Below are 26941 nucleotides of genomic sequence, written 5' to 3'. Positions count from 1 at the left end.
TTATTTCCTGCAGTAGCAACAAGTCAAGGGTTATTACAAATTCTCCTGCCAGACGAGAGACTTTCGGAGACACTGCACGTAGGTCAGCAATTCGCGAGTGGTGCCCCCCTGCCCTTCCGGGAAGGACTCCCCATGGCAGTCTCAAGCTTCGTGAGGGAACGCCCGCGGAGGGAATCGCCCTGGCCAAGCAGCGCAGGGCCTGCAAAGGGCACAAAAGACCCTCAAACCGGAACACGGGGGGCCAACCTGGAAAGGCGCGTTGGCTGGGTGCTCCGATGTCTCCCTAGCCCGTAACAAAGGTCAGCACGGAGACCACAAGCCAGGACAGTCGTTGTACCAAGCCGATGCGAATCGAGCCCCTGGCGGGCCACGGCCGCCAGATCCGTAGCGGCCGCGGCGATTACTTGTACGCGGCATATTCTATTTCGAGCGTTCTCAACAACGGTGTAGGACCGCTCAGATCAAAGTTGTGGCGAACAGCTCCGTGAGCAGACGAAGCTGCAAGTCCGGAAGCCTTTGGTTCGCATGCCAAGTTCACGTCCAGTTAGAGAACACCCCAATCTGACGACGGGCGGCAGGGGTATTGACTTCCTTGTAGGACGGGTCTGGAACTCAACTTCACAGCGAAGGGTTGGAACGGCAGTGGCCGGACAGAGGATCGGGTATGTGCGCGTGAGCACGCTGGACCAGAACGAGAAGCGCCAGCTCGATGGCCAGGTCCTGGACCGGGTCTTCACGGACAAGGCCTCGGGTAGGGACACCACCAGACCGGAACTTACGGAATTACTGCGGTTCGCCCGCGACGGGGACACCGTCGTGGTGCACAGCATGGACCGCCTCGCCCGCAACCTCGACGACTTACGTGCGCTCGTCCAGGGCCTCACACGCAAAGGGGTGCGGGTGGAATTCGTCAAAGAGAGCCTGGTCTTCACCGGGGAGGACTCCCCCATGGCCAACCTCATGCTGTCCGTTATGGGGGCCTTCGCTGAATTTGAACGCTCCCTCATTAGGGAGCGGCAGCCGGAAGGTATCGCATTGGCCAAGCAGCGCGGCGCCTATAAAGGGCGGAAAAAGACCCTCACGCCGGAACGGGCGGCCGAGCTGGTTCAGCGCGCCGGCAGCGGTGCTCCGAAAGCTGTTCTTGCCCGTGATTATGGGATCAGCCGCGAGACGGTTTATCAGTACCTGCCCCATGCCAAGCTGGAGTGAACCGCTCCCCGGCCGACGCAATCGTTGTGCCGTAGCCGCCGCGGCCGTAGCTTGACGGAAGGTCCATATCGGCATTCAACGTACGGGGGTAGAAGTGGTTGCGAGGACTTCCGTCGGGAGGAACGCGACGTTGGCCGCCCCCGATCGGTCCCATCCCACCGGAACTGTCATCAATCAGGCGGCAGATGAATCCTTGTTCCGTAGCGGCCTTTGATGACCAAGGACAGCGTAGGCAAAGTCCACCAGATAGTCATTGAGAGCCTGGGAGGCGGCCTTGGCCGCTGACTCGTCTCTGGCGAGAATCGCTTCCAGTATTTTCGAGTGAAGCGCGGATCCAAGAGAGATCTGGTGCTCCTCGTCTCGCATGTGGGCGATCCAGAAGCGCCTTGAGAGGGCCTGCGCCGGCGCCAGGGCATCGGCGAGATACTCGTTGGCGGCGGCACCGACAATCAGGTGGTGAGTCTCCTTCACAGTTTCCAGGTAGCTGCCTAGCGTGAATTGCTCCTTTTTGAGCCGGTCCACCATGGCGGCCATGTTCTTCCGGTGCTCGTGGAGGGCCCGGTCACAGGCAAGCCCCACAGCCAGGGACTCCAGTACCCGGCGCAGTTCAAGGAGACGAAGCTGGGTATCCACCGAAGCCGCCGGGACCAGAACCCCCTTGCTGGGGTGTATCTGAACCATTCCCTCCCGTGCGAGACGCTGCAGAGCCTCACGCACCGGGGTCCGGCCGAACCCGGTGGAAGCAGTAAGCATTGACTCCGAGACTAAGGACCCTGGTGTAATTTCCTGGAAGATGATCATCCGCTCAATCGCGTCGTAAGCACCGTCGGCCTTGCCTTTTTCCGCCATATCGTTACTCCTCCCACCGGGCCGTCCACTGGCCCCGGCACCTCACTGTTCATCGGGCAATGAAAAGAAGCCTTGACCTAACCACATCCTAGGGCATATGTTACCGGTATATCGGTTGCATGTCGGTCAATGATGACCGTAACGGCTTACGCTGCCACTGCACCTCTTCGACGAAGGAAGCCATGAAATCCTCGCGTATTGAACACCGCGCCATCGATTACATCCCCGACGCTGAGCGCCACGGGGTGGCTCGAAGCCTCTTCTTTGTGTGGTTTGCCGCGAACACCTCCATCACTGCGGTGGTGACTGGAGCGCTGTTTGTCATCCTCGGGAACTCGGCCCTATGGGCCATCCCGGCAGTGATCATCGGGAACATCCTTGGCGGTGCCGTCACAGCCCTGCACTCCGCGCAAGGCCCCAAGCTCGGTGTCCCGCAGATGATCCAGAGCCGGGCCCAATTCGGCTACTACGGCGCTATCCTGCCGCTCGTACTTTCGCTGATCATCTACCTCGGGTTCTACGCCACGGGCCTTGTCCTCGGCGGCCAGGCGATCGGGGACCTTCTCAACGTCCCGGTCCAGGTCGGATCCGCGATCTTCGCGCTGCTCTCCACCACCCTTGCCATCTTCGGTTACCGCTACATCCACAAGTTTTCCAAGATCGCCACAGCGTTGAGCGCGGCCGTGTTCGTGGTGCTCTTTATCCGCGTCCTCACCGCCCCGGACGCCGGCGCCCTGATGCAGCAGACAGACTTCGCCATCGGTCCGTTCGTCCTGGGCATCTCCCTGGCAGCGTCCTGGCAGCTCACCTTCGGACCCTATATCGCCGACTACTCCCGCTACCTGCCGGCCAACACCTCACAAGGGGCGACGATGGGCTGGACGTTCGCCGGAAGCGTCCTGGGTGGCTCGCTCGCCATGATTCTTGGAGCACTTGGGGCCGCGATCGGCGGCCAAAGCTTCAACACTAACCAGGTCGGCTACCTTGCGAACCTGGGCGCCCAGTTCGCGTGGCTGGTTCTGCTCGCTGTAATCTGCGGAAAACTCACCGGCAACACCCTCAGCACCTACGGCGGATTCATGTCCCTGGCCACCATCATCACAGCAATCACCCGACGTGAACTCATCACCGGCAAAGCCCGTACGCTCTACATCGTCCTGATCTCCGCGGCAGCCCTCAGCATCGCCCTCGCCGCCACCGATAATTTCCTGGGCGCCTTCACCAACTTTCTTCTGTTTCTGCTCTACTTCATGACACCGTGGTCAGCGATCAACCTCGTCGACTTCTACTTCGTGCGGAAAGAGAAGTACAACGTCGAAGCCCTCTTCCAGCCCGACGGCGAATACGGCCGCATCAACTGGATCGCCATCGGCGCCTACGCCGCCGGAATCCTCATCCAGATCCCCTTCATGAACAGCCCCCTGTACGTCGGCCCGATCGCGGAATGGCTTGGCGGCGCCGAAATCGCCTGGTTGATCGGCCTGGTCGTCTCCGGCGGCCTCTACTACCTGCTCACTCCGGTCCGCAAAACGCCCACCTACTCCACAAACCCGCCCCTTGACGGCAAGCAGGATGCTGCCGCCATGATCCACCCCCACATCTGACGTACATCGCCACGCAGGAGCCCCCTTGAAATACGATCCCAGCCTCGAAAAAAGCCCACTCCCCTACGCCCCGTTCAAAAGCCTCACAGTCCCCCGTCCCATCGGCTGGCTCTCCAGCATCAGCAAAGACGGCATAGAGAACATCGCCCCTTACAGCCAATGGCAAAACCTCACCTTCGACCCCCCAATGGTCATGTTTGCCGCCAACCAATACCCCGACGGACGCCGCAAGGACACCGTCATCAACGCCGAAGAAACCGGCTGGTTCGTCTGGAACATGGCCACCTGGGACCTCCGCGACGCAGTCAACACCAGCGCCATGGCCATCCCCCCAGGAGAAAACGAATTCGACCGCCTTCAAGTCACCAAACGGAAGGCCGACCTCTCAAACACACCCATGGTCGCCGAAAGCCCGTTTCACTTCGAATGCCGATACCTCTCCACCCACAGACTCCCCGGCAACTCCACCGTTGGAAGCATCGACATCGTCTACGCCACCGTCGAAAGAATCCACCTGGACGAGAAATCCCTCACACCCGACGGACGGATCGACATCGCGAAAGTGAAGCCCATCGCCCGGATGGGCTACTACGACTACACCGTCATCACCGACACCTTCGAAATGAAAGTTCCGTGCTCCGACGCCGACGAAATGGCCGGCCTCGCAGGACAACCCGCCTAAGCAGGTTCCCTGACCACCCTGCGCGGGTTTACCACTCGATACCCAAACCCGCGCAGGGGTCCAGAAAATCGTGCACAAGCCTTGCGTCCAACCGGCGGCGCGGGTGGCCGGGGAGCTGCCCCCACCTTTGCCTCCTCCCACCTTCACCCCCGCGAGTGTTAAGACAGAACCCAGGAACACGATGAAAAGAATGAAACTGGCCCCCGAAACTCCAAACGAGTACATTTGCGGGCTGCCCTTCCTCCCATCTGCAGGCACTGGGCTGGCAGTGCCTTCGCTACAGTCTTCACCCAGTGCCCGACGCGAAGAGCCTTCGCCCGCCGGACCGGCATTGCCCGGACTCGTCGTACAACCCACACACACGATTCTGGACAGAACAGCCACGGCCGAGGCCTACCGCTCGTTCGATGAATTCCCACCCGTATGCGCCCCATGCCCCGAGGACTGCCCATACTGCAACGGGCCCGAGACCGACTGATCCCGATCCAAGGAAAGACCACCAAGTGACCGAACTCGTTTCCATCATCTACCCCACGTCTCCCACGGATATGCAAGACCAACTCGACCGGGCGGTTGCACAGGCACAAGCGAAGAGCGCCGCCGGCCAAGGATCAGGGATCCTAGTGACACGCCGAGGGCATCATGAGTTCATGGTGGAACTGGATCCATCATTACCGTTCGGTGAGATCCGGGAATGTGACGAGACAAGTTGGGTTCAAACCTCCATTCCTAAGAGCTAACTCCTCCCCCGCCGTAACGTGGGCAGCCGCTCCGCAAAGAAGGGGTGGTCACCTAATAGGCGACCACCCTTCTTTATCTCGTTTTGGAATTAGCGAGCAGCGCCGTTCTTCGCTCTCACTGCACCAACTGCTTCCCCTACGCGGGTTTTCCTGGCCTTGGCTGCCCCTCGACCCATGGCCCTTGCTCTGCTGGGAGGTGTGCTCTCTCTGCGTTCGGCGGTGACTCGTCCACGGATCTGCGGATCGTTGGCCGCGTCCCAGCGACGCCACCACCCACGCCGACAACACAGTCATGCAGCAGATCGCGGCCAGCCTAATTTGAGTGGCTCGACGTCCAAGCCAAGCCCACCAGAGTACCTGTCTGGTGAGACTCGAGGCTAAACGGCGTCCGCTTGAAACGTCAAACTAAAGTACACCCCAAACTGACGTCAGGCAGTCATTCAAACACCGTCAGAGTAGGGCTCAAGCTCGTATTCATTGGCATGAGCACAACGAAAGTCTTAGGTTTCAACCTGACGGCTTTGGCTTGGCAAGGACTCAGTGGCGGGTCCGCGGATCGGGTACGTGCCCGATAGCATTCTGGGCCCGGGCGAGAAGTGCCAGCTCGACGGTGAGTCCGTGGCTAGGACCCTCAGCGATACGGCCTCCGGCCGGGACATTGCCAGGACACAACCTGGCGAACTGATGCGCTTACACGGGACGGAACCATTGTGGTGGTCCACAGCACGGCCCGGCTCGCCCGAAACCTAGATGACCTGCGCTCGATCGTCCCAACTCTGACCAACAAAGGTGCGGGTGGAGTCTGGAAATTAAACGACCGCACGATCCCGTGCCGCGGACCCGTGCCACTGGAGCCACTTGTAATACAAGTTGGATACTTATATCCTAAGTGGAGGGAAATGCAGCCCGGACAGCCTGCCTTCGAGGAGCCCCATGAGTACCGTCGACTTCATCCGGCACGTCAAACTTTCCACCGCGCGGCTGCCGCTGGCCGTCCCCATCAGTGACGCCAAGGTTTTCACCGGCCGCCAGAAGCCCATGACCGAAGTGGTGTTCCTGTTCGCGGAGATCACCACCGAACTTGGTTACAGCGGCATCGGCTTCAGCTACTCCAAGCGCGCCGGCGGCCCCGCCCAGCACGCCCACGCCAAGGAGGTCGCACAGGGACTCATCGGCGAGGACCCCAACGACATCGGCAAGATCTACACCAAGCTGCTCTGGGCCGGCGCCTCCGTGGGCCGCTCGGGTGTGGCCACCCAGGCCCTCGCCGCCATCGACATCGCTCTCTACGACCTCAAAGCCAAGCGCGCGGGCCTCTCGTTGGCCAAGTTCCTTGGCGCCTACCGGGACTCCGTCCAGACGTACAACACCTCCGGCGGCTTCCTCAATGCCTCCCTCGAAGAGGTCAAGGACCGCGCCACCGCCCTCCTCGAGGAAGGCATCGGCGGCATCAAGATCAAAGTGGGCCTGCCCGATTCCGCCGAAGACCTGCGTCGTGTGGCCGGCATCCGCGAACACATCGGCTGGGATGTTCCCCTGATGGTGGATGCCAACCAGCAGTGGGACCGCGCCACCGCCCTGCGCATGGGCCGCCAGCTGGAGCAGTTCAACCTCATCTGGATCGAAGAGCCGCTGGATGCCTACGACTTTGAAGGCCACGCGCACCTGGTCAACGTCCTTGACACGCCCATCGCCACGGGTGAGATGCTGGCGTCCGTGGCCGAACATAAGGGCCTCATCAACGCCAACGGGTGCGACATCATCCAGCCGGACGCACCCCGCGTCGGCGGCATCACCCAGTTCCTGCGCCTTGCGGCCCTCGCAGACGAGCGCGGACTCGGCCTGGCGCCGCACTTCGCCATGGAGATCCATCTGCACCTCGCCGCAGCCTACCCGCGGGAACCGTGGGTGGAGCACGTCGACTGGCTGGATCCGCTGTTCAACGAACGCCTCGAAACGAAGAACGGCCGCATGCTGGTCCCGGACCGTCCTGGCCTGGGCGTGACCCTCGGTGACCAGGCCCGCGCCTGGACCACCGAGTCCGTGGAGTTCGGCGCGTAACCTAGAACGCATGAGCCGGAACCTGACAGCGGACCTCGCCGCGGACCTTCGCACCCGCATCGTGGACGGCGTCATCCAGCCCGGCGACAAGCTTCCCAGCGAAAACGCGCTGATGGGTGACTTCGGCGTCAGCCGCACCGTGGTCCGCTCGGCGCTGACGCGCCTTCAGGCCGAAGGACTGGTGGAAACCGAACGCGGGCGGGGCAGCTTCGCGCTGACCCCGCCCGACGACGGGCCCCAGCCGGTCCCGGGCAGCCGCCCCGTGGCCAGCGTGGAAGACCGCCTTCACCTGCTGGAATTCCGGCTGGGCGTGGAGGCCGAGGCTGCGGCCCTGGCCGCCCGCAACCACTCCGACCGCCAGCTCAGGGCGGTCAATGCCGCCCTGGAACAATTCGCCGCCAGCGCCGACCACCCCGGCCACGCCATGAAGTCCGACTTCGAGTTCCACCGGGCCATCGCAGCCGCCTCCGGCAACCCTTTCTACTCAGATTGCCTCGCCGCACTGGGCCAAACGATGATCGCGATGCCACGCACCCGGCTGCTCTCCGGCGTCGAACATTACGCACGAGACCACTTCGACCAGGTGGTGCACGAGCACCGCTCCATCGCTGCCGCCATCGCCGACGGCGATGAAACCGCCGCCTCGGCCGCCATGCGCAGCCACCTCGCAAATTCCCGACGGCGGTTCAAGGCTTCGGTTCGCCGATCCCCCTAGGCGGGCGCTCGGTTTCCGTGCGCGAGAACCTGCCCTTTGAAGAATTCGGGCCGCAGCCGGGACATCACCAGCATGAGCATCACGCCCAGCAGGATGACACCCATGCCCAGGATGAACACCATCCCCACACCGCCCACTGATGATCCGGAGCCGTACCCGGGGTCCATGGAATCGGACGCGGTTTTGAAGAACATCACCAGCAGGATGACACCGCCCAGCAGCGGCGACAGGAACTTGAAGAAGAAGGCGCGGCCGTTGCTGACTGCCTGCGCCCGGAAGAACCAGACGCATGCCAGGGCTGTGATGCCGTAGTAGAAGCAGATCATCATGCCCAATGCCGTGATGGTGTCCCAGAGTGCGTTTTCCGAGGTGGTCCGCGTGATGACGTAGAAGGCTGCGGCGGCAACGCCCGCGGCGATCGTGGCGTAGCTCGGGGATTTGAAGCGCGGACTGACCTTGCCGAAGGTGGCCGGGAGTGCCTTGTAGTGGCCCATCGACAGCATGGTCCGAGCCGGCGACACAAACGTGGACTGCAGCGACGCGGCCGAACTGCTCAGGATGGCCAGGGACATCAGGATGGCGAACGGTCCCATGACCGGCCCGGAGAGGACGGCGAAGATGCTCGACTGGTTGTCCGGATTCCCGGCGCCCAGGCCCGTTTCGCCCACTCCCGCAAAGGACAGGGTTGCCAGCGCAACGGTCATGTAAATCGCCACAATCACCACCACGGTGACAGTTGCCGCCCGCCCCGGAGTCTTCTCCGGATTCCTGGTTTCCTCGTTCATGGTCAGGGTGACGTCCCAGCCCCAGTAGATGAAGATGGAGAGCGAAACGCCGGCGGCAAAGGCTGAGAATGATCCTACTGCGAACGGGTTAAACCAGTCCGGTGTAATGGCGATCGCCTCAAAGGCTGTTCCGTTGGCCACGTGACTGAAGGCAGCCACGGCAAACCAGCCCAACACCAGCAGCTGGAACGCCACCAGTACATACTGCACGCCCTTGGTGGCTTCCATGCCGCGATAGGAAATCCAGCAAGCCAGAGCGATGAACACCAATGTGGTGGCGATGTTCAGCGGCAGGTTCTTGCTCAGCTCGCCCAGTTCCGGGTTCCCGAACAGTTGGGACAGCATGAGATAGAAGAAGTCGACGGCGACAGCCGCCAGATTGGACAGCACAATGATGGTGGCCGCAATCAGCCCCCAGCCCCCCATCCAACCGATCCACGGACCAAAGGCGCGCGATGCCCACGTGAACGAGGTGCCGGCGTCGGGCATGGCATTGTTCAGTTCCCGGTAGCCGAACGCCACCAGAATCATGGGGATAAAGCCCACCAGGAAGATCGCCGGCAGCTGAACCCCCACCTCCGATACCGTTGGCCCCAGCGCCGCGGTCAGCGTGTATGCAGGCGCGATACAGGAAACCCCGATCACGACGGCGCCCACCAGCCCCACCGCTCCGGCCTTCAAGCCCTTCCCGCTCAGGCCCTTTTCAGCCAGGCCATTGTCCACGCCGCTGGCTTTCTGTACTGTCACTTCTTTGGGAATCACGGCCTTGCCTCTCGTAGTTCATTCGACGCTGAATGGATTGGAGCTGGTGCTGCTGTCAGTCGACGGCGGCCGCGGCCATATGTTCCGCACTGGATGCGCCCGCATTGGCTGCAACACCCGCCGCAGCAGCGACGCGCGCCGCCGTGCGCCGGCCCATGCGGACGGCCCCGTCAACATGCTGGTAGCCCTCCGCTGCGAGGTCTGAGGAGCACCAGTAGATCGGGCCCACGGGGGTGTGCTGGTCCTTGCCGTAACGGTGCAGGCCGCCCAGATCGTAGCTGGCTGCGTACGCGCCCCGGGTCCATTCTTCGGAGCCCCAGTCGGATTCGTAGTAGACCTCGGGTGCCAGGGCCTTATCCCCCAGGAAGCCGGCAATGGACTCCAGCACCACGCGCTTCCGTTCGGCGGCACTCAACTCGAAGACGGCGTCGGCCTTTTCGTCCGAGATGAAGCCCACCAGGGTTCCGCGCGAATCAGCGTGGTTCGTGTTGTCGTAGACCTCCTGGACCAGCGACCCGGCACCGAAGCCAGTGCCGGAGAGTCCGTCTTCACGCCAGAACGGCGTGCTGTAGACGGCGTGGACCTTGATCACCAGGCCCAGTGACTGGTGCTGGTGCATCTGGTGCTGCCGCCGCGGAAGCGGCGGGTCAAAGGAGACGCGCGAGTAGAGGTTCGGCGGCACGGCCATGATCACAAAGCGCGCATTTACGGTGGCACGCTCCGAAACGACACTGACGCGATGCCCGTCTTCACCGTCATCCCCCCAGTGGACGGTGCGCACCGGACTGTTAAGTACGACGTCGGCACCCAGTTCCGCTGCCTGCAGCAGGGACACCTGCTGCATCCCGCCGATCACCCGCTTGTCCAGAATGAAGTCCTCGTCCGTGAGGTGGCTGAAGGACCCGGCGGAGGCTGCCATCAGGACCGCCTGCAGCGCCGAGAAGGCGTGTGCGGGCTTGGTGAGCATGCCGCCGGCGATGAACAGGCCAATGTTGTTGCACGCCTCCTCGTCGGCCGAATTGGCGCGCAGCCAGTGGTGGAAGGAAATGGTGTCCAGTTCACGGGCCTTGGGGTGCGCCCAAGGTTCGGTGGCGCCGATTTCCGCGGCGAGGCCGTCCAGAATGCCGATCAGCTTGTCCATTTCCGCCCCGGTGTCTCCGCTGACCGGGAAGGAATCGCCGGTGTAGCGGGTCGTCGTGCCGCCGGCGCCGACGTAGACGGATTCGCCCTCACGGTAGCGGGAGTATGTCTTCAGGCCGAGCTCGTCCAGAAGCTCCAGCAGTGCAGTCTGGTCCGGGGAGACCCACTGGCCACCGATTTCCAACATGGCCCCGTCAATAGTGTCGGTCCAGGTCCGGCCGCCCACGCGGTCCCGTGCTTCCAGCACTGCCACGCTGAGGCCGGCCTTCTTCAGCTCGCGGGCAGCGGTGAGCCCGGACGGTCCAGCGCCGACGATTGCAACGTCGCGGTCAAGATTCAGCATGATGTCCTCTCTGTGGCCACTTGTGATGCGTTCTACTAAATGAATGCCATTCATTTAGTAGAACTATAGCTGTTGCGCGGCCCGCGAGGAAGAGGCCGGTGGAATAATGCTGGGGATACTGCCCGCAGAAAGGCCAGCAATGCCGGCATCACCAGCCGATTCACCCAGCATCACGGAGCACGACCCCGCACCGAAAACCGGTGCGTTGCGGCGTCGCGCTGGGCGGCCCGCCGCAGCTGTCCTGGACCTTGCGGGCATCACGGCTGCAGCCCTGCGGCTCATCGGAAAGAACGGCTACGACGGCCTCACCATGGCAGCACTGGCCCGCTCACTGCACGTGGCGCCGTCGGCCCTCTATAACCATGTGGAATCCAAGCGGGACGTGCTCCTGCTCGTGGAAGACCACCTGGCTGCCCTGGTGGACGTGACTGCGTTCGCAGCGGAGCCCTGGGAGTCGGCAGTGCGGAAATGGGCCTGGAGTTACCGGGATGTCTTCGCGGAACACACGCCCTTGATTCCCGTCATCGCAGTACTTCCCGTGACGGACGCACCTCAGACCCTCGCCATGTATGAAACCGTCAGCGCGGGATTCCGGACGGCCGGATTCCCGGAGGAGCGGATCGTGTCCGCCATCGTGGCCCTGGAATCATTCATCTTCGGATCCGCTTACGACGTCACCGCCCCCGCCGACATTTTCGAATCCGGCCGGATGGCCGAATCGACGCCGAGCTTCACGGGAGCAGTCCGGAGCCTCGCCGCGCAGGGGCACGAGAAACCTGCGGACGTGGCGTTCAGCCTGGGGCTTGAGGCCCTTATTTTGGGCTTCGGGGCGTTAAGGAAGTAGAGCCGCTGCCACCCGGCACGGATCCCGGGCCTCGCCCGGGATGGAGCCCGGACGCAGAAAAGCCCCGATCCTAAGACCGGGGCTTTCCTGTGAATTTGCGTGCGCGAGGGGGGATTTGAACCCCCACGCCCTTTCGGACACTGGCACCTGAAGCCAGCGCGTCTGCCGTTCCGCCACTCGCGCGCAACTTCTTTTCCATGAATAACGGCCGGTTTCCCGGATCCGCAACCGTGTAAAAGCAGCGAGATCAAGCATAACGGACATCGGCGGCAAAACACCAATTGAGCTCCGGACGCGGTCAAATTCCCCGCCGGAAGTGCGCCTTCCGGGGTCCCGGAACGAACTTTTCCGGCGGCCCGGCCGTTGCGGATTAAGGTCATTTACAGGCCTGCCCAGTAGTATCTGATGTAGTAGTGCCTGCCACTGCCAGGCAGGCCACTGGGTTCTGAACTGTGTTGTTGGTCGAGTTCCGGAACGAAAACTGCCCCGCAGCAGGGGGGGAAAGGAGAAGGACCATGGGATTGCTGGACAAGGTCGAGCGCGGTATTGAAAAGGCCGTCCGCGGTGTCTTCTCCACCGGTTCGCGCGCCCAGGTGGAACCTGTGGAAATCGCCAGCCGCCTCCGCCGCGAGGTGGACAACAAAGCCCTCACGATCGCCGCCGGCCGCACGCTGGCCCCGAACGTCTTCGACGTCCAGCTCAGTGATGACGACTTCACGAGGGCGCAGGAATGGGGCACGCCACTGGCCGAAGAACTCTGCGACGTCGTCATCAACCACGTCCGCAGCCAGGGCTACACCTTGCAGGGCTCGGTACGGATCTCCTTCCGCCGGTCCGAGGAGCTGCGCGCAGGCGACTTCGAGATCGTCTCCTCCACCGAGAAGTCCAAAGCCGGCCCCGGCGTCGCGTCGGGCAGGCCCAACCTGCCGGCGGCCCCCGGCCGCCCGCCCCTGCGGCTGCAGCCCGTCCTGGATATCGACGGCCAGCGCTACTCCCTCAATGCCCCATCCATCGTCCTGGGCCGGTCTTCCGAGGCTGACATCCTGGTTGACGACACCGGCGTCTCGCGCCGCCACCTCGAGATCCGCACCACCAACGGTGTCACCAGCGCCGTGGACCTCGGCTCCACCAACGGCAGTTACGTCAATGGCCACAAGGTGGCGGACAGCACCGAACTGACCGACGGCTCCACCATCACGATGGGACGGACTAAGATCATCTTCCGCCTGCTTCCCGCCAACCCTGGGGGCCGCCCATGAGCGACCTGACCATCACTGCGCTGCGGTTTGGCTTCCTGATCCTGCTTTGGGTCCTCATCTTCAGCATAGTTTCGGCCATGCGCAGGGACCTGATGGTGGGCCGCAAAGCTGCCGCCGGCACTCCGACCGCCCGGCAGGTCCGCAAGAATCCAGATCTGGCCGAGGCTCCGCCGCAGACCCTCAAGCAGCAGGCCCACCAACTGGTGGTCACCGAAGGCCCGCTCAAGGGAACCACCATCCCCCTCGCCGCCAGCCCCATCCTGTTGGGCCGCGCGCAGGAAGCCACGCTGATTCTCGAGGACGACTATGCCTCCGGCCGCCACGCGCGGCTGTTCCCGCAGGGCAGCCGCTGGTTTATCGAGGATCTGGGCTCCACCAACGGCACCTACCTGGCCGACCAGCAACTTACCCGGGCCCTGCCCGTTGAGCTTGGCGTACCCGTGAGAATCGGCAAGACGGTCATCGAATTGAGGCCATAGCAATGGCCGCTGATCTTCCCGCCGGCGAGGCCACGCCCGTCCAGCGGCCCCTCATCATGCGCTATGCGGCGCGCTCGGACGTGGGACGCATCCGGGCCAAAAATGATGACTCGGCGTACGTCGGCCGGCATTTGGCGGTGGTCGCGGACGGAATGGGCGGCCACGCGGGCGGCGATGTCGCCTCTGCCGCCACCGTGCTGGACATGCTGCACCTGGACCACGACGACCACGACGGCGATGCCGGCACGGTCCTCGCCGACGAAATCCAGACGGCCAACTCCCTGCTCTCCGAGCTGGTGCACATCAACCCCAAGCTGGCCGGCATGGGCACCACCGTTACGTCCCTGCTTTTGGCCGAAGGCAAGCTACACTTCGCGCACATCGGAGACTCCCGGGCCTACCGCCTGCGTGACGGCGAATTCGCACAAATCAGCATTGACCACACGTTCGTCCAGCGGCTGATCGATGAGGGGCGGCTCCGCCCCGAAGAAGCCGAAACCCACCCACACAAAAACGTCCTTATGCGCGTCCTGGGCGACGTCGACGCCAGCCCCGAGCTGGATCTGGACACCCTGGACGTCCAGCCCGGGGAGCGCTGGCTGCTCTGCTCCGACGGGCTCAACTACGTGGCCGGACACGTGGTGGAGCGGACGGTCCGTGAGACAAAGGACCTCCGCGAGTGCGTCGAAACCCTGGTGAACCTCACGCTTGAAGCCGGCTCACCGGACAACGTAACCGTCGTCATGGTCGAAATCAATGAGGAAACGCCCGACGACGTCAGTACCGCCGCCGTCGACATCGTCCCCTCGCAGCTGGTCACCGAAGCCCCTGCCGCTGACAGCGAAGCGGCCAGCACTTCACCGGGCCCAGTGGCGTCCGACGTCAAAAGCCCCGCAGCCGGCAAAGCCCCCGAAAAGCCAGTGGCCGCGGAACCCGCGCCCTCCACCGACCCCCATCTCGGCGAGCACCTTTCGGCCGAAGTCCTGCGGCAGGAACTCGCATCGCGCCCGCACGAACTTGTCGGAGCTGCGGCCACCGCGGCCGAGTCCGGCTCCATTCCCACCATTGCCGGCCGCACCGTGGCCAGGCGAGCCGCCACCGTCCTGACGCACAAGGCCGACGCTCCCGTAGCGGAGGCGGATGACGCCGCCCTGGGGCGGCCGAAACCCCGCCGCTGGGTCACCATGTCCATCGCCGCATCCGTGCTAGTGGTGCTGACGGTTGGCCTCTGGCTCGGCTATGCCTGGACCCAGACCCGCTATTACATCGGGGAATACGATTCCCGCGTGGCCATCTATAACGGTGTATCGCAGCGGCTTGGTCCCATCCAGCTTTCCACCCTCGAAGCCGTAACAGAGATCCAGATGGATTCCTTGCCCCAGTTTTCCCAGCAGCGCGTCCGGCAGACAGTTCCCGCGCGCGATCTCTACGACGCCCAGCGGATCGTGAAGAACCTCGAAGGCACCGGGACCATTGCTCCGCCGGATGAGTGCCTGACCCCGTCGCCCGCTCCGGCCCCAACGACTGCGCCGGCTGCAACACCCACGGTGCCTGCCCCATCGTCGGACCCGGCCGCTCCTGCGGCGGCGCCGTCCCCGTCCGCCTCGCCCAGCCCCACTACCGCTTGCGAGGGAGGCCAGTGAGCCAGCTCAGCACCATACCCAAACCCCGGCGCAACGTGGAACTGTTGCTGCTGATCCTCGCCCTCTCTGTGGGTATCGGCGCCAACATGTTGGTGGGCGTTGACCAGGAGAAAGCGTTCGACTCCGATTTCTGGTTCCAGTCCAGCCTCCTCGCGGTGGCAGCCCTGTTCTTCCACGTGGTTCTGCGGATCCGGGCTAGATATGCCGATCCGGTAATACTTCCGTTGGTTGTTGCACTCAACGGCTTGGGTCTTGCCATGATCCACCGCCTCGACGCCCCCGGGGAAGACACCGGCAACAACCAGCTCCGCTGGACCCTGATCGCCATGGCGGTGGCCATCGGCGTGATCTGGTTCCTCAAGGACCACCGCGTGCTCCGCCGCTTCACCTTCATCTCGCTGGCCGTGAGCGCGCTCCTGCTCATTCTTCCGCTGGTGCCCGGCATCTCTGCCGGCGAAATCCTGGGCGCCCGGGTCTGGATCCGGATGGGCCCCTTGACGTTCCAGCCGGGTGAAATTGCCAAGATCACCCTCGCTATATTCTTCGCCGGTTATCTGTCCTCCAACCGCGACCTCATCCTGTTGGCCGGCCGCAAGATCGGCCCGCTGCAGTTCCCCCGGTTCAAGGACATGGGGCCCATGATCACCGCCTGGCTGGTGAGCATCGGCGTGTTGATCTTCCAGCGCGACCTCGGGTCTTCCGTGCTTTTCTTCGGCCTGTTCATCGTGATGATCTACGTGGCCACCAGCCGTATCAGCTGGGTAGTGATCGGCGTGGCCTTGATCTTGGGCGGCGGATTCGTGGCAGCCCAAGTGTTTTCCCATGTCGAAGTACGCATCTACGGCTGGATTAACGCCTTCAGCCCGGAAGTTTACGAGACCGGCAGCCGGCAAGTCATCGAGGGACTCTTCGGGATGGCTAACGGCGGCCTGGTGGGTACCGGCCTGGGCCAGGGCCGGCCGGACCTGGTCCCCTTCGCCAACAGCGATATGATCATCGCGTCCATCGGCGAGGAGCTGGGCCTGATCGGACTGTTCGCCGTGGTGCTGATGTACGTGCTGCTGTTCACACGAGGGTTCCGGGCGGCGCTGGGCACCCGGGATGCCTTCGGGAAACTGCTGGCCTGCGGGCTTTCCTTCGCCATCGCCCTTCAGTGCTTTGTGGTGATCGGCGGAGTCACACGGCTGATTCCGTTGACCGGTTTGACCACGCCGTTCCTCGCCGCCGGTGGTTCGTCGCTGCTGGCCAACTGGATCATCGTGGGCCTGCTCCTGCTGATTTCCCATACTGCGCGGGGTCCGGTGGACACCACGCCACTTCCTCCTGGCGGCGCTGCGGAATCTGCCGGAATTGATACTCCCACCGAGGCGGTGAAACAGGCGTGAACCAGGCAATCCGTAATTCCTGGGTGGCAGCGATCGCCATGTTTGCATTGATCTTCGGCTCTATCAGCTTCGTCCAGGTGGTGGGCGCGGATGACCTCAGGGACCACCCCCTGAACCAGCGCGCCATTCTGCAGAATTACTGCAACGACCGCGGCGCCATCATCGTGGGCGGAAACCCTGTCGCCGAATCGGTGGAAGGCACCTCCGAGGTCTGCAAGTTCCAGCGGACCTACGCGCAGCCGGCACTGTATGCAGGCATCACGGGCTACTTCTCGAAGAACTATGGTGCCACCGGCCTGGAAGTTGCGATGAACGCCCAGTTGGCTGGCAGCTCAGACCAGCAGTTCTTCGACCGGATCGGCCAGCTCTTCCTGGGCAGCCAGCCGAAGGGGGCTTCGGTGGAACTCACCATCGATCCCGCTATCCAGAAGCTTGCCTACGACCTCATTCCGGACGGCCAGCGAGGTTCCATTGTGGTCACCAACCCCAAGACCGGCGCGATCCTGGCCATGGTGTCCAAGCCGTCCTATGACCCCAACCTGGTCGCCACCCAGGACCCGAACGCCGAAACCACCAACATCAATGAGCTGGTCAAGGTCCCCGGCATCAACCTGAACCAGAATGTCAGCGGACCCACGGGCGAGCTGCTCGCTCCGGGGTCAGTCTTCAAGTTGGTAGACACCGCTGCGGCCCTCGCCTCCGGGAAGTACAACAAGGACAGTGCGCTCCCCAACCCGGCCGAGATGCCCTTCCCGGGGATCCAGTACAAATTGCCGAACTACGCCGGGGGCAACTGCTACACCCAGGAGACGGCCAGCTTTGCCTTCGCCCTGCAGCAGTCCTGCAATACGCCGTTCGCCAGCATTGCCCTCGACCTGGGCCGCGACGCCATCGCCGAGCAGGCAGCAAAGTTCGGCTTCGGCGAGGTACTGGGCGATCACCTCAAGCTCGCCTACGCCAAGGGCAACGGCTTCCCCGATGAACTGGACGGGCCAGGCCTGGCCCAGTCCGCCATTGGCCAGAAGGACGTGCGCGCCACGCCGCTGCAGATCGCAATGATGACCGCCGCCATCGCCAACAACGGCGTCCAGATGAGCCCCAGCCTGGTCAAAACCGTGCGGGCCCCGGACCTTCGCGTCATTGACGAACCCAAGCCTGAAGCGCTCCGGACTTCCACCACGCCGGAGATTGCCCGGCAGATCACCGAATGGATGACAAGCGTGGTGAGCCAGGGCATCGCCCGCGGCGCGGCTGTCCCCGGTGTTCAGGTGGCCGGCAAAACCGGAACCGCTGAACTGGGCAACGGCCTTAACAACTCCTGGTTCACCGGGTTTGCCCCCGCGAACAACCCGGAGGTGACTGTCACCATCGCCATGGAGGGCGTAGACATCACCACCGGTGCACAGCTAACCAGTCCGAACGCGAAGAAGATTTTTGAGGCGGTGTTGAATAAGTGAGGCCTACAACGGGAATCACCCTCGGCGGCAGATTCCAGCTGACCACGCGGATTGCGATCGGCGGGATGGGAGAGGTCTGGAAGGCCAAGGACCAGGTCCTGGGCCGGATTGTCGCCATCAAAGTACTCAAGGAGGAATACACCGGTGACCCCGGATTTCTCCAGAGGTTCCGCGCCGAGGCACGCCACACCGCCCTCCTGAACCACGTCGGCATCGCCAATGTCTTTGACTACGGCGAGGAGGAGGGCTCCGCGTACCTGGTCATGGAGCTCGTCCCAGGCCAGCCGCTGAGCAGCATCATCGAGCACGAGCAGGTATTGTCACCTGACCGGACGCTGTCCATGATGGCGCAGACCGCCCGCGCGCTTTCCGTCGCCCATGCCCAGGGGCTGGTCCACCGCGACATCAAGCCGGGCAACCTGCTGATCACCCCCGACGGCCGGGTCAAGGTCACCGACTTTGGCATCGCCCGCCTGGCCGACCAGGTCCCGTTAACGCAGACAGGCCAGGTCATGGGTACCGCCCAGTACCTCGCCCCGGAGCAGGCCACCGGCCAGACCGCTACCGGTGCCTCGGACATCTACTCACTCGGCGTGATCGGCTACGAGTGCCTCACCGGGCACCGGCCGTTCTCCGGCGAATCCCAGATCGCCATTGCCCTGGCGCAGGTCAACGATGCCCCGCCGCCGCTTCCGGAGACCCTGCCCAAACCGGTCCGCGCACTGCTGATGTCCATGCTGGCCAAGGACCCCAAGAACCGTCCGGCCAACGCCATCAAGCTGTCCGAAGCCGCCGAGGCCATCCGCAACGGCGACATTGACGCTGCGCACGCCGCAGTTCCCGGCATGCTGCTCTTCGAGGCGACAACCGGCCCCACGCCGGTGGACATTGCCACAGCACCCACCGGCGTCATCGCGCAGAAGGACAGCAACACAACCGCAACGTCCGCTCTGCCCGTGTTGGGTGCCGCTGCCGCCGGTGCTGCTCTCGGCGCCGGGGCTGCGGGCACAGCCACCGGAGCCGGCAGCACGCTTTCTCGTGCGGATGCCCTTGCTGCGGAGCGCAGCTGGGTGCAGGAGGAAGAAACGTACGACGACGAACGGGCGGATGAGCCCGAGCGTCGCGGCCGGAGCCCCTGGACGTGGCCGCTGGTCGCCTTGATCGTGCTGATACTATTCGCGCTGGTGGGGTTCTTCCTGACGCAGCAGGGGATTTTTAACCCGGCCACCACCACCACTAACTCGGCATCCAGCAACCCGCCGTCCACCAGCGCCAGCCCTACAAAGACTTCGGCGTCCGCCACGCCCACCCCGAGCCGGACCACCGACGCGCCCACGCCGACGCCCACCCCCAGCACCGTGGACATCATTTCGGCGGCATACCTCGGGAAGGACTACCGTCAGGTCCAGGGGACGCTTGAAACCATGGGTCTGTCCGTGCGGGTCATCCCGCAGCAGAGTACTTCCGCGGCGGGAACGGTGTTGCAGGTCAATCCCACGGGCACCGTGCCCAAGGGAGCTGAAGTGACCGTGACGTACGCCGTTCCTGCCCCGGCCACTACGCCGACCGCTCCGCCGTCTTCGCCGGCTGCCTCGGCTGAGCCGACGTCCGCCCTGCCCAGCTGCAACCCCGGCCAGGTGCAGGGCTTGCCCCCTACCTGCGGGCCCTAGTCGTCAGGATTGACTGACAGTGAATGACTCACCCCGCACTCCGCTGCACCGGGAGGACAGCCTTCCGGTGGACAATCAGCGCGTCCTGAGCGGCCGCTACGAACTCGGCGGAATGATCGGCCGCGGGGGGATGGCGGATGTCCACCGCGGAGTCGATACCAGGTTGGGCCGGACAGTTGCTGTCAAGCTTCTCCGCCCGGACATGGCCAGGGATCCGCAGTTCCAGGCGCGGTTCAAACGCGAAGCGCAGTCCGTAGCGGCGCTGAATCACCCCTCCATCGTGGCTATTTACGACACCGGCGAACACACCGTTCCGGATGGCTCGGACGACAGTGTCCGGGTGCCCTACATCGTGATGGAGTTTGTCGAGGGCAGGACCATCCGAGACCTGATCCGGGCCAAGGAAGTCAGCATTGACCTGGCCATCGACTTTTGCCTGGGCGTGCTCTCTGCACTCGAATACAGCCACAAGGCAGGCATCGTCCACCGCGACATTAAACCCGCCAATGTGATGATCTGCGAAGGCTCCAATTCCGTGAAGGTCATGGACTTCGGAATTGCCCGGGCCATCGCCGATTCATCGGCCACCATGACGCAGACCCAGGCCGTGGTGGGCACTGCCCAATACCTCTCGCCCGAGCAGGCCCGGGGCGAAACAGTGGATGCGCGCAGCGACCTCTACTCGGCTGCCTGCCTGCTCTACGAAATGCTCACCGCCCGGCCGCCTTTCGTTGGTGACAGCCCCGTCTCCGTGGCGTACCAGCACGTCAGGGAGATTCCGGAGCCAGCCAGCACAGTGAACCCGGAGGTTTCGGCCGCCTTGGACAGTGTCCTGGCCAAGGCGTTGCAGAAGAACCGGACGGACCGTTTCCAGGACGCAGCTGCCTTCCGGCGTGCGCTGCGCGCCGCGCGGGCGGGCGTGTCCGTGCCCGCGCTGGCCGCAACCGAAGCCCCCACCGATCCCAACGACCACGTCCCGGCGCCGGAACGCCCGCCCGTGACAGAGGCGTTCGGGCTCACCGGTGCAGGTTTCCTCGACGATGTCCCCACCGGCCGGCAGCGCAACGCGGACGACACCCGCACTGACGGGAGATTCCCCGTCATGGCGGCCGACGCACACGAACCGTCAGATGTCGACGAACTTCCCCTGGGCTTCGCGCCGGAACGTGAGCGGACCGCCCGGCAGAAGTCCCGTCGTCGTACGTGGATGGCTATCCTGGTGATCTTCACCCTGCTGATCCTTGGCGGCGGCGGTTTCTGGCTGTACAGCATCGTCAACCGGCCTGCGCCCCCGCCGCCCCAGGTGGAGGTCCCGGCGGTGGCGTCGCTGACGGAATCGGCGGCGCTGCAGGAACTTTATGGTGCCAACCTGCGTCCGCAGATCAAACGGAACAAACACGAGACCATACCCAGCGGGACGGCCATCGGCACTGACCCGGTGGCCGGGACCTCGGTTAATCCCAATGCGGAGGTGATCCTGAATATCTCTGAAGGCCCAAGCGCCGTCAAGATTCCGGAAACCCTTCCGGGCCAAACGGAAGCAGCGGCCCGGGACATCCTGCGCCAGAACGGCTTGCAGGGCGCCGCGTCCACCACCACCGCTAACAGCGCCACCGTTCCGGCCGGCAGGGTGATTACCACCAGCCCGTCGCCCGGTCAGATGGTGGGTGTGGGCACCCAGGTGGAGATCGTGATTTCCACCGGCAAGGTGGCCATGCCAGAACTGCGCGGCCGCACGCGTGCCGAGGCGGAAACGGCGCTGAAGGAACTTGGCCTGGTCCCCAATGTCCAGGAAGTGGAGAACTCCCAGGTGGAGGCCGACCGGGTCACAGATCAAAGTGACCCGGTGAACGCCGCCGTCGATCAGGGCAAGACGGTCAATATTGTGGTGGCAAAGGAACCGACCCCGCCGCCCACACCGACGCCAACCGCCACGCCGACCGCCACGCCCACAGCGACCAAAAAGGGCTAAGCCTCCAACCCTCCTTAAACCAACGCGGGGTCACTTCTCGCCCATGTTCCCCTCCGGGATGGGCGGTAAGTGACCCCGCGTTGTTTGAGGGTGGCGCCTGTCAGTGCTGGATGAGCGGGCTCAGCGTAGCGGCACGGGCGGCGGCCCCCGCCATGCCCAAGGACTCAAGCCAGTTGCCCAGCATCTGGTAGCCGCCTTCGGTCAGGACCGACTCCGGGTGGAACTGCACGCCGCACAGCGGTGCAGTGCGGTGCTGGAGGCCCATCACGACGCCGGTCGCTGTTTCCGCGGTGATTTCGAGAACGTCGGGAATGGTGTCCCTTACCGCTGCCAGCGAGTGGTAGCGCGTCGCTGTCACGGGGGAGGGGAGTCCGGCGAAGACGCTGGTGCCGTTGTGCTCCACAAGCGACGTCTTGCCGTGCATCAGCTCCGGCGCGTGGGTCACCGTGCCGCCGTAGGCTTCAGCCAGGGCCTGATGGCCCAGGCACACACCGAACATCGGCTTGTTGTTCTGGCCGCACCACTTGATCAGCTCAATGCACACACCCGCCTCCGCAGGGTTTCCCGGGCCGGGTGAGATGAGGACGCCGTCGCGCGTTTGGGCCATCTCGATGGCTTCAGCGAGGGTCACATCGTCATTGCGGACAACTGTGGTCTCGGCGCCGAGCTCCTGGAGGTAGCCCACCAGGGTATAAACGAAGCTGTCGTAGTTGTCTACGACCAGGATTTTAATTGTGGTCATGGCTGGCTTGCAGAACCAATCGTTGAGTCGGTGAATGCGGTGAACCCGGACATCCAGGGGAACAGAAACTGAACCATCAGGATCAGTGCGCCGGAGATGAGCACCAGCGACGTGATGATCCGCAGCCAGAGGGGGCCCGGAAGGTGGCGGAAAATCCAGCCGTACATATTCAGTTTCCTCCAACGGCTGCCGCCACCTGGGCGGCGATCTCGGCCGGCGGCCCCGCCGAAGCAGGCCGCCAGCTGTCCAGCAGCGCGTAGGCGATGATACGTTCCTCGGCGCCGAAACGCGGATTGCAACTGGTCATGGTGAGGAAGCTTTCGGTGGGAGTGACGCCGGGGCGCGTGGGGACCGGTTCCAGGACATCGGTCCGGGACGGCATCACAATCTGGTTGTTGCGAAAGACATAGATGTAATAGCCGTCCTTGGTCTGGACGTAGATTTTGTCCCCAGGAACAAGGGTGTGGATGTTGTCCAGGACGGCCCCATGGGTCTGCCTGTGACCGGCGACGGCGAAGTTCCCGACGGCGCCCGGCATCGCCGTGTTGGCGTAATGGCCGAGCCCCAGCGTATCCAGGACATCCCCGGAGGTGCCCTGCACAATGGGCCGGGTGTAGTTCGGGCCAAACCGCGGGATGTACATGATGCCGATGGTGCCTGCATGGCCCGGCGCCGGGGAAACGGCTGGAGTGCCATAGTCCGCGGGCGATGCCGTGGGGTCCGGTTCCGGGGCTGCGGGCACCGTACCGCGGAGCCCCTGGGCGAATTCCTTGATGACCGCGCTCTGCTTGGCGTCGGATTCGATGTTGGTCCACCACAGCTGCCAGCCCACAAAGAGCAGGAGAACAATGCCGGCCGTGATGAGCAGCTCGCCGAGCACCTGCACGGTCCCACGCAGAATGGAAGCGCGGGCGGGCGCCGCACGGGCGGGCCTCCTGGCGGCGCGCCTCGCCTTTTCCTGCAATACCACGCGTTCTCCTCCGGGGTGGCCGCGATGGGCATTTGAGTGCCCTGAACTACGGCTAGAATTGACTGCTAGTAAGAATCCAGATTTGACCAAGATCGCGCAGACCGCTGGCAACTTCCTTCTTGCAGGATACCAAGCCCGCGACGCCGAGCTTGCTCCAGTCCGCCAAGGAGAGCACGTGCCCGAGTCAAAGCCTCGCAAGAAGACTTCCAGCGCCGCGCAACCCGCTTCCGGGGCGCAGACGTATAAGCCCAACGCTGTCTGGTTCAAGCCGGTGATGTTCGGCCTGATGATCATCGGACTCTTCTGGATCATCACGTTTTACATCAGCGAGGGCCGGTTCCCTGTCCAGGCCTGGGAGTCGTGGAACATTATGGCCGGCTTCGGCATTGCCATCATTGGCTTCCTGATGACCACGCGCTGGCGTTCCTGACGCTGACCGCAAGACCCACATGACTCCCGCGGCCGCCGCCCAGCCACGGAACGAGGGTATGTACGGAACTGTCCTGGGCGACGACGGCCTCGCCCGTCCGCCGTGGGCGGCCGTGGATCCGCTGTTGCGCGAGTACTACGACTCCGAATGGGGCCTGCCCGTCCGGGACGAACAGGGCCTCTACGAGCGCATCTGTCTTGAGGGCTTCCAGGCAGGCCTTTCCTGGGCCACGATCCTGCGAAAGCGCCCTGCCTTCCGTCAGGCTTTCCTCGACTTCCAGCCGGACGCTGTTGCCGCGTTTACGGAAGCGGATGTCGAGCGCCTGATCCAGGATCCCGGCATCGTCCGCAACCGGCTCAAGATCCGGGCCACTATCGCTAATGCCCAGGCCACCATCGAACTGCGCGAGCGGGGAGGCCTGGTTGCCTTCGTCTGGCAGTTCCAGCCCACAACCACTCCCCAGCCGGTCGCGCACGCGGAGATCCCCACGCAGTCACCGGAATCGGTGGCGCTGTCCAAGGCGCTGCGGAAGCAAGGATTCTCCTTCGTTGGCCCCACCACCATGTTCGCCCTGATGGAAGCCATCGGCATGGTGGACACCCATCTTCTGGACAGCCACCGGCGCGGTTCCTCAGGCGTCTGGCAGGGTTGACCGGCAACGGCGCTGGTGAGCGGGGCACCCCGTCGCCGGCTGACCGGGCATTCCTCCGGGGTAAGTTCTCCCCAGCTGTTGGGAAAGTTATCCACACTGTGCATAACTTTCTCGGGGCCGAAAGCAATGCCATCCCGTGCAGGCCATGGTCCACGGGGCCCGGATCCAAGACACTCGGACGAACAGTTATTAACAGTGTGGATTAGCTGTGGATAATCGACCCCGCTCAGCGGTCGCCGCGAACCGGATGGTGACTGGTGATTGATACGCGGTTGAAGGCGTTCATGCTGATCACCAGCCAGCTGACCACCGTAAATTCATCGGCGCTGCGGTGCTGACGGGCATAGCCTTCTTCAGGCTCGGTGGTGCGAGGGTCCTGCGGTCAATCCCGGCCGCGTCTGCGGCTTCGCGCACTTTCCGCCCCAGTCCGTTGAGGGCACGCCATACCGCGGGGTACTGCCTGTCGAGGTAGATGTGCTGGGTTGTGGCGTACGGTTGCTGCGCACGAATACCCTCGCCCGGACAGGTGTTTTCCACTTACTAACAATGGACTACCCACAACTTATCCACAGTTGTGGACAACAATCCACAGAACGGGTCGGGGCGCCTACCCCAGCTGCCCCAGCCCGGGAAACTCCGAAGGTTAACTACATGTCCGTAAGTTGTTAACGCTGTGAACAACCCTGTTGATACCGGCAGCGTACATCCCCTCGTGCAGGGCTGTACTGCCGGAAACGGCCGAGTTATCCACAGGTCGGGTCTTGGAGGCGGGTTTTTCCACTTAACCACAGGCACATCCCCAGGGGTTGTCCACAATTGTGGACAACGGGAGGACCACATCCGGGAAATAGCCGGACATCCGGGCCCAGGGAAACATCAAAATCCCGAACTACACCCGTGTAAGTTACCAACAGTGTGGATAAGCCCTGTGGATAACATTTGAGTCCAGACCTTAACCTGCGACTGCTGCGGCCTGCTGGGCGCAGCGAAGACCCCGGTGTCCAATGGGACACCGGGGTCTTGAAAGGACTCCGGAGGTGGGTCGGCGGACCCGGGCAGTCAGCCCGCCGTGACGCGGAGCCAGCTCACCAGGGCCAGAAGGAGAACCACTCCGGCCAGTCCGGCCGCGTGCAGCAGGCGCTGCCGAGGGCCACGGGGCGTGTAAGCAATCACGGCAGCGCAGAGGGCGCCGGTGACAAGGCCGCCCAGGTGGGCCTGCCAGGCGATCTGGGGGACCACAAATCCGATCACGCCGTTGATGGCGATCAGGATCCACAACTGCCGCGTATCCCCGCCGCGGTGCCGCTGCACCAGAAGCATCGCGCCGAAGAGTCCAAAGATGGCGCCCGAGGCGCCCACCACGCCGGCAAGAGGCACGCCAGGTACGTAGCCGGGGGTCAGAAGAAGGTAGCCAACGGAACCCCCGATGGCAGAGATGAGATACACCGCCAGGAACCGGACCCGGCCCAGAAGCGGTTCGAGTGCCTGGCCGAAAATCCACAGCATGTACATGTTCAGCACAATGTGAAGGATGAATCCCTGTGAGTGCAAGAATGCCGCCGTCAGCATGCGCCAGGGTTCGAACTGACCAAATTCGGGGCTGGCAAACACATTGGCAAACGCCAGGTTCTGGTAGATCCACTCGTCGGGAACTATCCATTGCAGAACGTACATCACCGCACACAGGGCGATAATTCCAAACGTCACCACCGGTTTGCCGGTTGCCACGGCGCCGCCGTAGACAGTCTTGACGGCCGGCGTCGTCCGCTTGGTTTCGTTGACGCAGTCAACACACTGGAATCCGACGGCGGCCGCCCGCTGGCAGTCCGGGCACGCTGGGCGCCCGCAGCGCTGGCAGCGCACATAGGAGGGCCTGTCCGGGTGCCTGGGGCACACCGGAATTTGCGCGGACGGCTCAGCCGCCGGAATTCCGTAGCTCATGTGATGGCTAGAGCTGCTCGATGTCGATGCTGTTGATGGTGACGTCCTCAACCGGGCGGTCGCCCATGCCGGTGCGGACGCCCTCGATGGCGTCGACGACCTTCTTGGAGTCCTCGTCAGCAACCTCGCCGAAGATGCTGTGCTTGCCCTGCAGCCAGTCGGTGGGGATGGTGGTGATGAAGAACTGTGAGCCGTTGGTGCCCTTGCCCGCCTGGATGCCGGCGTTGGCCATGGCCAGTTTGTACGGGGCGTTGAAGCTGAGTTCAGGGTGGATTTCGTCGTCGAACTTGTAGCCCGGTCCGCCCACGCCGCGGCCCAGCGGATCGCCGGCCTGGATCATGAAGTCCTTGATGATGCGGTGGAAGATGGTGCCGTCGTACAGCGGCGTGCCCGTCTTGTCCTCGCCGGTTTCAGGGTGGGTCCAGGCCTGCTCACCGGTGGCCAGACCAACGAAATTCTTGACCGTTTTCGGCGCATGGTTGCCGAAGAGATCAACGACGATGTCGCCGAGGCTGGTGTGGATGGTTGCTTTTGCAGTTGCGATTGCAGTCATACCGCCCATTCTTTCACGGCAGGTCAACGCGGAAGGGGCAGGACGAGCAGTTCC

23 protein-coding genes and 1 tRNA gene are annotated in these 26941 nt (G+C 63.6%); 15 read left to right on the top strand and 9 right to left on the bottom strand.

The window, feature by feature from the left end; genetic code table 11:
• The first annotated feature begins 642 nt into the window (after nucleotides 1-642).
• Nucleotides 643-1209 (top strand): recombinase family protein, encoded by a 567-nt coding sequence (locus FYJ92_RS00185; protein ID WP_185262077.1) that lies wholly within the window; start codon nucleotides 643-645, stop codon nucleotides 1207-1209.
• Nucleotides 1210-1383: 174 nt separating this feature from the next.
• On the opposite strand, the gene FYJ92_RS00180 is transcribed toward FYJ92_RS00185, so the two are convergent.
• The gene (locus FYJ92_RS00180; protein WP_185262076.1) at nucleotides 1384-2058 is read right to left on the bottom strand and encodes a GntR family transcriptional regulator; all 675 of its coding nucleotides are present in this window, start codon (nucleotides 2056-2058) and stop codon (nucleotides 1384-1386) included.
• A 182-nt stretch (nucleotides 2059-2240) separates the two neighbouring features.
• On the opposite strand from FYJ92_RS00180, the gene FYJ92_RS00175 reads away from it, so the two are divergent.
• The 4 genes from FYJ92_RS00175 to FYJ92_RS00160 all read left to right on the top strand — a co-directional run bounded on the left by FYJ92_RS00175 (nucleotide 2241) and on the right by FYJ92_RS00160 (nucleotide 7860).
• On the top strand, nucleotides 2241-3662 hold the full coding sequence (locus tag FYJ92_RS00175; RefSeq protein ID WP_185262075.1) for a cytosine permease: 1422 nt from the start codon (nucleotides 2241-2243) through the stop codon (nucleotides 3660-3662).
• 25 nt (nucleotides 3663-3687) lie between these two features.
• Nucleotides 3688-4344, top strand: a complete 657-nt coding sequence (locus FYJ92_RS00170) for a flavin reductase family protein (RefSeq protein ID WP_185262074.1) — start codon at nucleotides 3688-3690, stop codon at nucleotides 4342-4344.
• 1673 nt (nucleotides 4345-6017) lie between these two features.
• The gene (locus FYJ92_RS00165) at nucleotides 6018-7145 is read left to right on the top strand and encodes a mandelate racemase/muconate lactonizing enzyme family protein (RefSeq protein WP_185262073.1); all 1128 of its coding nucleotides are present in this window, start codon (nucleotides 6018-6020) and stop codon (nucleotides 7143-7145) included.
• 10 nt (nucleotides 7146-7155) lie between these two features.
• Entirely contained in the window at nucleotides 7156-7860 is a 705-nt protein-coding gene (locus FYJ92_RS00160; RefSeq protein ID WP_185262072.1) for a FadR/GntR family transcriptional regulator, read from the top strand.
• Here the strand turns inward: FYJ92_RS00160 and FYJ92_RS00155 are convergent.
• Together FYJ92_RS00155 and FYJ92_RS00150 are read right to left on the bottom strand one after the other, a co-directional pair.
• A complete protein-coding gene (locus FYJ92_RS00155; protein WP_185263585.1) occupies nucleotides 7857-9368 on the bottom strand; it encodes an APC family permease in 1512 nt (503 codons plus the stop codon). The two genes, FYJ92_RS00160 and FYJ92_RS00155, sit on opposite strands and share 4 nt — an antisense overlap.
• Before the next feature lie 94 nt (nucleotides 9369-9462).
• Nucleotides 9463-10890 carry an NAD(P)/FAD-dependent oxidoreductase gene (locus FYJ92_RS00150; protein ID WP_255482213.1) on the bottom strand — a complete coding sequence of 476 codons (1428 nt, stop codon included), beginning with the start codon at nucleotides 10888-10890 and terminating at the stop codon, nucleotides 9463-9465.
• A gap of 106 nt (nucleotides 10891-10996) precedes the next feature.
• Between FYJ92_RS00150 and FYJ92_RS00145 the strand changes: the two genes are divergently transcribed.
• A complete protein-coding gene (locus FYJ92_RS00145; RefSeq protein WP_185262070.1) occupies nucleotides 10997-11734 on the top strand; it encodes a TetR/AcrR family transcriptional regulator in 738 nt (245 codons plus the stop codon).
• 100 nt (nucleotides 11735-11834) lie between these two features.
• Here the strand turns inward: FYJ92_RS00145 and FYJ92_RS00140 are convergent.
• Nucleotides 11835-11917, bottom strand: a tRNA-Leu gene (locus tag FYJ92_RS00140).
• A 332-nt stretch (nucleotides 11918-12249) separates the two neighbouring features.
• Between FYJ92_RS00140 and FYJ92_RS00135 the strand changes: the two genes are divergently transcribed.
• The 7 genes from FYJ92_RS00135 to pknB are packed head-to-tail and all read left to right on the top strand — an operon-like array spanning nucleotide 12250 to nucleotide 21599.
• Nucleotides 12250-12993 carry a DUF3662 and FHA domain-containing protein gene (locus FYJ92_RS00135; RefSeq protein WP_185262069.1) on the top strand — a complete coding sequence of 248 codons (744 nt, stop codon included), beginning with the start codon at nucleotides 12250-12252 and terminating at the stop codon, nucleotides 12991-12993.
• Entirely contained in the window at nucleotides 12990-13472 is a 483-nt protein-coding gene (locus tag FYJ92_RS00130) for an FHA domain-containing protein (RefSeq protein ID WP_185262068.1), read from the top strand. The genes FYJ92_RS00135 and FYJ92_RS00130 overlap by 4 nt, the downstream gene beginning before the upstream one ends.
• A gap of 2 nt (nucleotides 13473-13474) precedes the next feature.
• The gene (locus tag FYJ92_RS00125; protein ID WP_255482212.1) at nucleotides 13475-15115 is read left to right on the top strand and encodes a PP2C family serine/threonine-protein phosphatase; all 1641 of its coding nucleotides are present in this window, start codon (nucleotides 13475-13477) and stop codon (nucleotides 15113-15115) included.
• Nucleotides 15112-16500 carry an FtsW/RodA/SpoVE family cell cycle protein gene (locus FYJ92_RS00120; protein WP_185262067.1) on the top strand — a complete coding sequence of 463 codons (1389 nt, stop codon included), beginning with the start codon at nucleotides 15112-15114 and terminating at the stop codon, nucleotides 16498-16500. The genes FYJ92_RS00125 and FYJ92_RS00120 overlap by 4 nt, the downstream gene beginning before the upstream one ends.
• Nucleotides 16497-17957, top strand: coding sequence for a penicillin-binding protein 2 (locus FYJ92_RS00115; protein ID WP_185262066.1), 1461 nt, complete (start codon nucleotides 16497-16499; stop codon nucleotides 17955-17957). Before FYJ92_RS00120 ends, FYJ92_RS00115 begins: the two co-directional genes overlap by 4 nt.
• Nucleotides 17954-19627 carry a protein kinase gene (locus FYJ92_RS00110; RefSeq protein ID WP_185262065.1) on the top strand — a complete coding sequence of 558 codons (1674 nt, stop codon included), beginning with the start codon at nucleotides 17954-17956 and terminating at the stop codon, nucleotides 19625-19627. Before FYJ92_RS00115 ends, FYJ92_RS00110 begins: the two co-directional genes overlap by 4 nt.
• 19 nt (nucleotides 19628-19646) lie before the next feature.
• Complete coding sequence (gene pknB, locus FYJ92_RS00105; protein ID WP_304632675.1) at nucleotides 19647-21599, top strand: Stk1 family PASTA domain-containing Ser/Thr kinase; 1953 nt, start codon at nucleotides 19647-19649, stop codon at nucleotides 21597-21599.
• Between the two features lie 100 nt (nucleotides 21600-21699).
• Here pknB and FYJ92_RS00100 read toward each other — a convergent pair whose 3' ends face one another.
• From FYJ92_RS00100 to FYJ92_RS00090, 3 genes are read right to left on the bottom strand one after another with little or no spacing between them, the layout of a single operon-like run.
• Nucleotides 21700-22341 (bottom strand): aminodeoxychorismate/anthranilate synthase component II, encoded by a 642-nt coding sequence (locus FYJ92_RS00100; RefSeq protein WP_185262064.1) that lies wholly within the window; start codon nucleotides 22339-22341, stop codon nucleotides 21700-21702.
• Nucleotides 22338-22508: a hypothetical protein gene (locus FYJ92_RS00095; protein ID WP_185262063.1), complete on the bottom strand. Its 171-nt coding sequence runs from the start codon at nucleotides 22506-22508 to the stop codon at nucleotides 22338-22340. The genes FYJ92_RS00100 and FYJ92_RS00095 overlap by 4 nt, the downstream gene beginning before the upstream one ends.
• A gap of 2 nt (nucleotides 22509-22510) precedes the next feature.
• Nucleotides 22511-23311, bottom strand: a complete 801-nt coding sequence (locus tag FYJ92_RS00090; protein WP_185262062.1) for a class E sortase — start codon at nucleotides 23309-23311, stop codon at nucleotides 22511-22513.
• Between the two features lie 175 nt (nucleotides 23312-23486).
• Here FYJ92_RS00090 and FYJ92_RS00085 point away from each other — a divergent pair, with 175 nt between their 5' ends.
• Complete coding sequence (locus FYJ92_RS00085) at nucleotides 23487-23741, top strand: cell division protein CrgA (protein ID WP_185263582.1); 255 nt, start codon at nucleotides 23487-23489, stop codon at nucleotides 23739-23741.
• A 19-nt stretch (nucleotides 23742-23760) separates the two neighbouring features.
• On the top strand, nucleotides 23761-24393 hold the full coding sequence (locus FYJ92_RS00080) for a DNA-3-methyladenine glycosylase I (protein ID WP_255482211.1): 633 nt from the start codon (nucleotides 23761-23763) through the stop codon (nucleotides 24391-24393).
• A 1059-nt stretch (nucleotides 24394-25452) separates the two neighbouring features.
• Here FYJ92_RS00080 and FYJ92_RS00075 read toward each other — a convergent pair.
• Together FYJ92_RS00075 and FYJ92_RS00070 are read right to left on the bottom strand one after the other, a co-directional pair.
• Complete coding sequence (locus FYJ92_RS00075; RefSeq protein WP_185262061.1) at nucleotides 25453-26334, bottom strand: rhomboid family intramembrane serine protease; 882 nt, start codon at nucleotides 26332-26334, stop codon at nucleotides 25453-25455.
• A 7-nt stretch (nucleotides 26335-26341) separates the two neighbouring features.
• Nucleotides 26342-26887, bottom strand: a complete 546-nt coding sequence (locus tag FYJ92_RS00070; RefSeq protein ID WP_185262060.1) for a peptidylprolyl isomerase — start codon at nucleotides 26885-26887, stop codon at nucleotides 26342-26344.
• Nucleotides 26888-26941: the final 54 nt, after the last annotated feature.

The sequence above is a fragment of the Pseudarthrobacter sp. NBSH8 genome, assembly GCF_014217545.1.
Classification (GTDB): Bacteria; Actinomycetota; Actinomycetes; order Actinomycetales; family Micrococcaceae; genus Arthrobacter.
Note: the sequence above shows the minus strand (reverse complement) of the source record. Positions and strands in the feature narration are given on the sequence as shown.

Excerpts from the sequence above, each read along its gene's own strand:
- FYJ92_RS00180 (WP_185262076.1), bottom strand. The coding sequence starts at position 2,058 with ATGGCGGAAAAAGGCAAGGCCGACGGTGCTTACGACGCGATTGAGCGG.
- FYJ92_RS00175 (WP_185262075.1), top strand. The coding sequence starts at position 2,241 with ATGAAATCCTCGCGTATTGAACACCGCGCCATCGATTACATCCCCGAC.
- FYJ92_RS00165 (WP_185262073.1), top strand. The coding sequence starts at position 6,018 with ATGAGTACCGTCGACTTCATCCGGCACGTCAAACTTTCCACCGCGCGG.
- FYJ92_RS00160 (WP_185262072.1), top strand. The coding sequence starts at position 7,156 with ATGAGCCGGAACCTGACAGCGGACCTCGCCGCGGACCTTCGCACCCGC.
- FYJ92_RS00150 (WP_255482213.1), bottom strand. The coding sequence starts at position 10,890 with ATGCTGAATCTTGACCGCGACGTTGCAATCGTCGGCGCTGGACCGTCC.
- FYJ92_RS00145 (WP_185262070.1), top strand. The coding sequence starts at position 10,997 with ATGCTGGGGATACTGCCCGCAGAAAGGCCAGCAATGCCGGCATCACCA.
- FYJ92_RS00135 (WP_185262069.1), top strand. The coding sequence starts at position 12,250 with ATGGGATTGCTGGACAAGGTCGAGCGCGGTATTGAAAAGGCCGTCCGC.
- FYJ92_RS00130 (WP_185262068.1), top strand. The coding sequence starts at position 12,990 with ATGAGCGACCTGACCATCACTGCGCTGCGGTTTGGCTTCCTGATCCTG.
- FYJ92_RS00125 (WP_255482212.1), top strand. The coding sequence starts at position 13,475 with ATGGCCGCTGATCTTCCCGCCGGCGAGGCCACGCCCGTCCAGCGGCCC.
- FYJ92_RS00100 (WP_185262064.1), bottom strand. The coding sequence starts at position 22,341 with ATGACCACAATTAAAATCCTGGTCGTAGACAACTACGACAGCTTCGTT.
- FYJ92_RS00095 (WP_185262063.1), bottom strand. The coding sequence starts at position 22,508 with ATGTACGGCTGGATTTTCCGCCACCTTCCGGGCCCCCTCTGGCTGCGG.
- FYJ92_RS00080 (WP_255482211.1), top strand. The coding sequence starts at position 23,761 with ATGACTCCCGCGGCCGCCGCCCAGCCACGGAACGAGGGTATGTACGGA.
- FYJ92_RS00075 (WP_185262061.1), bottom strand. The coding sequence starts at position 26,334 with ATGAGCTACGGAATTCCGGCGGCTGAGCCGTCCGCGCAAATTCCGGTG.
- FYJ92_RS00070 (WP_185262060.1), bottom strand. The coding sequence starts at position 26,887 with ATGACTGCAATCGCAACTGCAAAAGCAACCATCCACACCAGCCTCGGC.